The sequence below is a fragment of the Streptomyces sp. NPDC047971 genome (genome assembly GCF_040653355.1).
GTDB lineage: Bacteria > Actinomycetota > Actinomycetes > Streptomycetales > Streptomycetaceae > Streptomyces.
In genome coordinates, this window is record NZ_JBEZNW010000026.1 from 107,541 (window position 1) to 115,526 (window position 7,986).

Genomic DNA, 7,986 nt, shown 5'->3' on the forward strand with positions numbered 1-7,986 from the left:
AACGAGATCCCTCGAAAAGGTCTGGGCCATTGGGGTCTCTCGCTTCAACTCGGCCCATCTGCAACAAAATTGACTGTTCATCAAATACCGCGGTAAAGGTAACAGTCAGATATCTCAACCGCCATTCCCGTTTGCCCGAATTCTCCACCGCACCCGTCTGGCAGGCTTCGCGCACCCACTCCTCCGACCAAGGATTTGAGGTGCGCATGACTAGACATCGCAGAAGACGTGAACATCGGCGCAAGCCGAGGGGGTTGATACTCATCACCGCCGCCATCGCATCGGCGGCGGTGATCGCCGGAGGCATCGCCTACTCCGGAATGGGGGACGACGCCCAGGCCGGGACATCCGCCCGGGCGGAGGCGCCCGCACAGGCCGGGTCCACCACGGGCACCCTCGCGCCGGCCGCCGTCCCGGCCAAGGACGAGGAGCCGAAGCCCATCGTCGACGTGCCCGCCAACGACGCTTCGCGCGGCATGGTCTACGACGGCCTCAAGGCGGCCGACAAGGGTGACCGCTGCACAGGCGTCTACCGCACCGATGCGGGGCTGTGCACCCATGGGCCCGACGCCCCGCCCAAGGGCGTGGACATCAAGGCGGACGTGGCCCCCGCGGTCACGGCCAAGGCCCCCGCGGCCGACCCGGCCAAGCCCGCTTCGGGCGCCACGCAGGGCGGCGGGCGTCCCCAGGACGCGCCCGCCGCCGACGCCGGCAGCGCCAAGGCCGGGGCCGCCGCGGCCCCGAAGCCGGCGGCCTCGTCCGGTGGTCAGGCCGTCGCCGCGGGCCCCGCGGGCCAGACCGTCCAGTGCGACGGGGACGGAAGCACCGGCAACCGCGTGCAGGTCGTGTACGTGCACGGCCCCGACCGCGACCGGTACGCCGAGTACGTCGCCTCGTTCCGCAAGTGGGCCGCCGACGCCGACCTCATCTACTCGGCCAGCGCCAAGGAGACCGGCGGCGTACGCCACATCCGCTACGTGACCGCGGCGGACTGCACGCCGACCGTGCTCAACATCGAACTTCCGGCGTCCGCGCTCGCCGAGTTCAGCGCGACCAACAGGGCGCTCGCCGGCAAGGGCCTCGACCGGCGCGACCGCAAGTACATGATCTTCGCGGACTCCAAGGTCTACTGCGGCATCGGCACGTTCGCCGGTGACGAGCGACCGGGCCAGAACAACCAGAGCAACTTCGGCCCCTCCTACGGGCGCACCGACGCCGGTTGCTGGGGCGGTCACACCGCGGCGCACGAACTGGGCCACAACCTCGGCGCGGTCAACAACAGCGCCCCCAACACCAGTCGTGGCGCGCACTGCACGGACGAGTACGACGTCATGTGCTACTCGGACACCCCGTACTACCCCACGATGCGGTACGTGTGCTCCAACCAGGCGGCCGAGAACATCCTGGACTGCAACCACGACGACTACTTCCACACCAACCCCAAGGCCGGCAGCTACCTGGCCACCCACTGGAACGTCGCCGACAACCAGTTCCTGATGCGTTCCGGGGGCGGCACGACCCCCGACCCGGGCCCCAGCCCGACGCCCACACCCACTCCGACGCCCACGAAGCCCACCGGCGGACCGGCGGTGACAGCAGGACAGATCCAGTCCACGGCCGCCGTCGTGAGCTGGCCCAAGGTCGACGGCGCCGCCTGGTACCAGGTCCTGCTGGACGGCAAGCACCTGACCTGGGTCCAGTCGCAGTCGCTGCGCATCTACAACCTCCGGCCCGGAACCGAGTACAAGGTCGCCGTCTCGGTCCGCGACGGGTCCGGCCGTGACAGCGGGGCGGGAAGGGCGACCTCCTTCCGTACGGCCGACGCGAGCGGCGGCACGACCACCCCCGGCACCCGCTACACCCTCGGCAACTCGGGCACCGGCATGGCCGCCGAGGTGTGGGGCGGACGCTCCGCCGACGGCACGGTGCTCGTCGGCGCGCGTGCCAACGGCTACGCCCAGCAGCAGTGGCTGTTCGACGACGCCGGCGGCGGGCTCGTCCGCATCCGCTCCGCGGTCTCGGGCAAGTGCCTGCAGACGGGCGGCGCCCCCGCCGTGGGCATGTGGATCGCGCAGCAGCCCTGCGGTGGCACCGCCACGCAGAAGTGGAAGCTGTCCAGCCGCGGCGGAGCGATCACCGTGACCGACCCGAGCGGCGCCTACGCCCTGACGGTGAGCGACCGCCCGTACTACGGGAGCTGGCTGCTCGACCTCCAGCGCGCCAACGGCTCCGCGACGCAGGCGTGGACGGTCCAGAAGATCTCCTGACCGGCCGTCGGACCGGGGTCCTCGCGGCCCCGGTCATCCGCACCGGCGTCGGTGGACGGCGCCCGCGCGCGACCGTCCACCGACGCCGGTTCCCCCGCGGTGCGTCCCCACCGCACCACGTCCCCACCGCATCTCACGCACCAGGAGCACCGCAACGATGCGTACACGCCCTGCCTTCCGCGCCTTCACGGCCCTCGGTTTCCTGCTCACGCTCGTCGCCCAGGCCCTGGCCATGCCGTCCACCGCCCGAGCCCACGGCGACACCGTCAAGGTGGTGGTGACCGGGCAGCGGGACGGTCACGTCACGACCGAGATCACCTGGGAGAACGACGGGGACGCGGTCGAGGAGACAGTCGCCGCCACGGTGAACGCGACCAGCGTCGACCGGACCCGCTCCATGGGGCCGTGGCGGTTGGTCCGCGTCCCCGGCACGCGCGCCGGCTGGATGACCGCGGAAGTCCTCGCTCCCGGCAACTGGAAGGTCACCGTCGACGTGGGGTTCCCCGCACTCGGCCACGGGGAGGCGGAGATCGCCGTTCCGGTGGTCGACCCGGTGCCGCCCAGTGCCCCCACCCCCACCGCGTCCGCCCCGCTCCCCTCCGCACCGGCGCCGTCCTCGGCCGCGCCCTCCTCGGCCGCGACGGGCCCGGCCGATCCGTCCTCGCCTTCGCCCTCGTCCTCCCCGGGCGTGACCAGCGGTGGTGGTCGCACCGGTTGGTGGACCACGGCCGGCCTGGTCGGAATCGCGCTCGTCGGCGCCGCTGTCGGCCTGTGGCTGCGACGGGCACGCGCCGGCAGGCGCTGAGGGCGGGCTCCGCGGGGCCGTCGGGCGCCGTCCCCGAGGTGTGCACGGCCGCTGCGCGGGGACGCCGTGCCCGGCCGTCCCGCAGCCGGTCGGTTCCGGGTGCGTAACGAGGTGTCCCGGGGCTTGGTCTCCGGGTCCGTGCCGCGAGACCATTTGCTGCTTTCGGTGCGGTGCCGGGCGGGTGAGGGGTGGGGCATGAGGCGTGCTGTCGTGGTCGTGGCCGGGGTGGCGCTCGTCGTCGGGCTCGCGGCGTGCGGGGAGAGGGACGGCGGCGTCGGTGCGAAGGCTCCGGAGCCGCCGCGTGTGACGGTCACCGCGTCGGTGACGCCGTCCCCCACCACCGCGTCGGCGTCCCCGTCCGTCGTCGCCGAGCCCAGTCCCACGCCCACCGCGACCCGGCCCTCGGTCAGGCCCAGCGCCTCGCCCTCCCCCTCCCGCCCCGTACGGGCCCAGGTCACCGTCACCGCCGTCACCAAGGGCGGCCGACTCGTCGTCCGGGAGGGCGGGGCCGCCCAGGAGTTCTCCGTCACCCTGCGCAACGACACCCGGCGGGACTACGCGCGCCTCGCCGTCGGGCTCGCCATGGAGCCCAACTGGGAGGAGGGCGGGCCCGCCGACTGGGGCCTGCGGGCCGAGCGCTGGGACCCGGTCGCCGGTCGCTGGCGCGCGACCGACATCGTGGTCGCCGGCGATGTCGCCGTGCTCTACCAGACCGTGGGAGGGACGGCCCTGCCCCGTGGTGCCGAGCGCACGGTCCGGTACCGGATCAGGGCGACGGGGCCGAGGCCGGTGGGCAGCACCTGGATCGCCGCCGACGCCGTCGTGACCGGGCTGCCCGAGGACGCCCCGGCCGAGGCCAGGCTCGCCGGCCACGGCAGGCTGCCGGTCGACATCAACGCCCGGTGATCGCTCCGGGCCGCGTAAGGGCCCGTCCGGCGGATGACTAGTGACATGTTGGTCTTCAGTCCGTAGTCTGCTGAATATGGATATGCACACCGTCGTCCTTGGCACGTCCGGCACCACCCCCCAGGACGTCATCGACGTCGCCCGGCACGGCGCCCATGTCGAGCTCTCGACCGAGGCCGTACAGGCCCTCGCGGACTCCCGCGCCGTCATCGACGCGCTCGCCGCCAAGCCCGAGCCCGTGTACGGCGTCTCGACCGGGTTCGGCGCGCTCGCCACCCGGCACATCAGCCCGGAGCTCCGTGCCCAGCTGCAGCGCAACATCGTCCGCTCGCACGCCGCCGGCATGGGCCCGCGCGTCGAGCGCGAGGTGGTGCGCGCGCTGATGTTCCTGCGGCTCAAGACCGTCGCCTCCGGGCACACGGGCGTCCGCCCCGAGGTCGCGCAGACCATGGCCGACGTGCTCAACGCGGGCATCACCCCGGTCGTCCACGAGTACGGCTCCCTCGGCTGCTCCGGCGACCTCGCGCCGCTCTCGCACTGCGCCCTCGCCCTCATGGGCGAGGGTGACGCCGAGGGCCCGGACGGCGTCGTGAAGCCGGCCGGCGAGCTGCTCGCCGCCGCCGGGATCCAGCCGGTCGAGCTGCGCGAGAAGGAGGGCCTCGCCCTCCTCAACGGCACCGACGGCATGCTCGGCATGCTGATCATGGCGCTCGCGGACCTCGACACGCTCTACAAGTCCGCCGACATCGCCGCGGCGCTCTCCCTCGAAGCCCTCCTCGGCACCGAGAAGGTCCTGGAGCCCGAGCTGCACGCCATCCGCCCCCACCCGGGCCAGGGCGCCTCCGCCGCCAACATGCTCGCGGTGCTCAAGGGCTCCGGCCTCACCGGCCACTTCCAGGAGGAAGAGGCCCCGCGCGTCCAGGACGCGTACTCCGTGCGCTGCGCCCCGCAGGTCGCCGGCGCGGGCCGCGACACCATGGCCCACGCCCGTACGGTCGCCGAGCGCGAGCTCGCCTCCGCCGTCGACAACCCCGTGGTCCTCGCGGACGGCCAGGTCCGCTCCAACGGCAACTTCCACGGCGCCCCCGTCGCGTACGTCCTGGACTTCCTCGCCATCGCCGCCGCCGACCTCGGCTCCATCGCCGAGCGCCGCACCGACCGGCTCCTCGACAAGAACCGGTCCCACGGCCTGCCGCCCTTCCTCGCCGACGACGCCGGTGTGGACTCGGGCCTGATGATCGCCCAGTACACCCAGGCCGCCCTGGTCAGCGAGATGAAGCGGCTGGCCGTCCCGGCCTCCGCCGACTCCATCCCGTCCTCCGCCATGCAGGAGGACCACGTCTCCATGGGCTGGTCCGCCGCCCGCAAGCTGCGCACGGCGATCGGCAACCTCAACCGGATCATCGCCGTCGAGCTCTACGCCGCCACCCGCGGCATCGAGCTCCGCCGCGGTCTGACCCCCGCGCCCGCCTCGCAGGCCGCCATCGAGGCCCTGCGCGCCGCCGGGGTCGAGGGCCCGGGCCCGGACCGCTTCCTCGCCCCCGACCTGGAGGCGGCCGACGCCTTCGTGCGCGCGGGCGGGCTCGTCGCGGCCGTGGAGCCGGTCACCGGCCCGCTGGCGTAGGGACGCGCGAGCGCGAGAAGCGGAAGGGCCGCCTCCCCATGTGCGGGGGAGGCGGCCCTTCCGTCGTACGCGCCCATTCCGTCGTACGCGGCCATTCCGTCCTACGGGTCCAGGGCGGCCCTTCCGGTGCGCGGGCTCAGTGCGCCCGGCCGCCGCGTCTCATCGCCAGGGTCACGAACCCCGCTCCCACGGCCAGGAAGCCCGTCCCGCCGATCAGATACGGCGTCGTGTCCGGACCGCCGGTCTCCGCGAGGCGCTGCTCACCCGCCTCGCGCTCCTGCTGGGTCGAGGTGACCCGCTCCTCGTCGGTCGCGTTCGCGGACGGAACGAACCACAGCGCGAACAGCAGCGTCCCCGCCGCGGTGGCGGTCAGCAGCGGGCGTCGAGCGACGGACACAGAGATTCGATCCCCCTTGCGGAAGCCGCGAATTGGTAGGTGCGCCGATGCTAATGAACACAGCGGGTCGCAGGAAAGTCGAGACCCCGCCGAGCCCTACGCTCCCTGGTATGAGCACTTCCGAGACATCACGTTATGTGCGGCTGCGCGTGGAAGTCGTCCTGGAGATCGACGGCCCCGAGGAGCTGACCGAGGCGGCCGTCGGCCGCATCGACACCGACGAGTTCATGCCCGAGGACGAGCGCACACACGCCCGCTCCGCCGTACGGGAGGACAGCGCCGAGGCGCTGGCCTACCTCGTCGAGCCCTTCGACCTGGTCAGCCAGGTCCCCGGGATCGAGCTGGTCCAGGCGTCGTGGAGCAGCGAGGAGGTCGATTACGACCCCGATGCCCAGGAGTGGGACCTCGACGAGGAAGATGAGGTGGACGAGGAGGACACGGAACGGGTCTAGCGGGGGGTGGCACCCCTGGAAGCCCCGGCGCGGCCGCCCCGTGCCGGGGCTTCGTGTTTGCGCGGAACCCGTACGGGAACCGGACGCTCCACGGCCGCGTGTCGATCAGTGGTGTTCCCCACAAACCCTCCGGTTACGGAACCGCGCGGGGTCTCATGGATGTTTTGACGAGTGTTGGCAGGGATTCGGCGACGATGGAGATGCGTGTGATGACGGACAGCAAGCGCCGCAAGGGCCTGGCGGCGGCTGCCGCGGTGCTCGGCGGCGTGTTGGTGCTCTCGGCGTGCAGCGACAGCGACAAGGGCGGCGCCGCCGACAGCTCCGCGTCGGCCCAGTCACAGGCCCAGGTCGACGAGGCCGCGGCGCAGAAGACGTCGAAGGCCCAGATATCCATCTCGCCGAAGAACGGCACCGACAACGCCTCGATCAACAACGACGCCAAGGTCTCCGTCACCAACGGCACGCTGACCGACGTGACGATGACCACGGCGGAGGGCACGGCCGTCGAGGGCGAGATGTCCGCCGACAAGCTCAGCTGGAAGCCCACCGGCCAGCTCAAGCGCGCCACCGTCTACAAGATCGCCGCGACGGCGAAGGACGCGGACGGCCTGGAGGCGCACGAGAACACCTCCTTCACCACCGTCTCCCAGGCCAACAGCTTCATCGGCAGCTTCACGCCCGAGGACGGTTCCACCGTCGGCGTCGGCATGCCGGTCTCGATCAACTTCAACAAGGCGATCACCGACAAGAAGGCCGTCCAGGGCGGCATCACGGTGACGTCCAGCAGCGGCCAGGAGGTCGTCGGGCACTGGTTCAACGCCCAGCGTCTGGACTTCCGCCCCGACGACTACTGGACCGAGGGCTCGACCGTCACGCTGAAGCTGAACCTCGACGGTGTCGAGGGCGCCGAGGGCGTCTACGGCGTCCAGCAGAAGACCGTCACCTTCAAGATCGGCCGCAACCAGGTCTCCACCGTCGACGTCGCCACCAAGACCATGACGGTCAAGCAGGACGGCAAGACGATCAAGACCATCCCGATCTCGGCGGGCTCGCCCGAGAACCCGACCTACAACGGTCAGATGGTGATCTCCGAGAAGTTCAAGGAGACCCGGATGAACGGCGCCACCGTCGGCTTCACCGACGACGACGGCAAGGGCGAGTACGACATCAAGGACGTCCCGCACGCCATGCGCCTGTCCACCTCGGGCACCTTCATCCACGGCAACTACTGGGGCCCGGACTCGATCTTCGGCTCCGCCAACACCAGCCACGGCTGCGTGGGCCTGAACGACGTCAAGGGCGCCGGCGACCCGAACCAGATGGCCGCCTGGCTCTACGACCACTCCATCGTGGGCGACGTCGTCGTCGTCAAGAACTCCAAGGACAAGACGATCTCGCCCAGCAACGGCCTCAACGGCTGGAACATGAGCTGGGCCGACTGGAAGGCCGGCTCGGCGGTCTGACCCGTCCCGTACGCGGAGAAGCGGGGGGGGGGGGGGCGCCCCCCCCGCGGGGCCGGGGCCCGGCCGGGGGCG

General features: G+C 71.9%; 7 protein-coding genes. 6 read left to right on the plus strand and 1 reads right to left on the minus strand.

The window, feature by feature from the left end; genetic code table 11:
* Positions 1 to 254 precede the first annotated feature (254 nt).
* The 4 genes from AB0D99_RS23770 to hutH all read left to right on the plus strand — a co-directional run bounded on the left by AB0D99_RS23770 (position 255) and on the right by hutH (position 5,602).
* On the plus strand, positions 255 to 2,267 hold the full coding sequence (locus AB0D99_RS23770) for an RICIN domain-containing protein (RefSeq protein ID WP_362365597.1): 2,013 nt from the start codon (positions 255 to 257) through the stop codon (positions 2,265 to 2,267).
* A gap of 157 nt (positions 2,268 to 2,424) precedes the next feature.
* Complete coding sequence (locus AB0D99_RS23775; RefSeq protein WP_362365600.1) at positions 2,425 to 3,072, plus strand: hypothetical protein; 648 nt, start codon at positions 2,425 to 2,427, stop codon at positions 3,070 to 3,072.
* Positions 3,073 to 3,267: 195 nt separating this feature from the next.
* Positions 3,268 to 3,978 carry a hypothetical protein gene (locus tag AB0D99_RS23780; protein ID WP_362365604.1) on the plus strand — a complete coding sequence of 237 codons (711 nt, stop codon included), beginning with the start codon at positions 3,268 to 3,270 and terminating at the stop codon, positions 3,976 to 3,978.
* A gap of 82 nt (positions 3,979 to 4,060) precedes the next feature.
* Positions 4,061 to 5,602 carry a histidine ammonia-lyase gene (gene hutH, locus AB0D99_RS23785; RefSeq protein WP_362365633.1) on the plus strand — a complete coding sequence of 514 codons (1,542 nt, stop codon included), beginning with the start codon at positions 4,061 to 4,063 and terminating at the stop codon, positions 5,600 to 5,602.
* Positions 5,603 to 5,738: 136 nt separating this feature from the next.
* Here hutH and AB0D99_RS23790 read toward each other — a convergent pair whose 3' ends face one another.
* Positions 5,739 to 5,999, minus strand: coding sequence for an LAETG motif-containing sortase-dependent surface protein (locus AB0D99_RS23790; RefSeq protein WP_362365607.1), 261 nt, complete (start codon positions 5,997 to 5,999; stop codon positions 5,739 to 5,741).
* Between the two features lie 110 nt (positions 6,000 to 6,109).
* Between AB0D99_RS23790 and AB0D99_RS23795 the strand changes: the two genes are divergently transcribed.
* The gene (locus AB0D99_RS23795) at positions 6,110 to 6,451 is read left to right on the plus strand and encodes a hypothetical protein (RefSeq protein ID WP_362365610.1); all 342 of its coding nucleotides are present in this window, start codon (positions 6,110 to 6,112) and stop codon (positions 6,449 to 6,451) included.
* 194 nt (positions 6,452 to 6,645) lie between these two features.
* The gene (locus AB0D99_RS23800) at positions 6,646 to 7,914 is read left to right on the plus strand and encodes an Ig-like domain-containing protein (protein WP_362365613.1); all 1,269 of its coding nucleotides are present in this window, start codon (positions 6,646 to 6,648) and stop codon (positions 7,912 to 7,914) included.
* Positions 7,915 to 7,986: the final 72 nt, after the last annotated feature.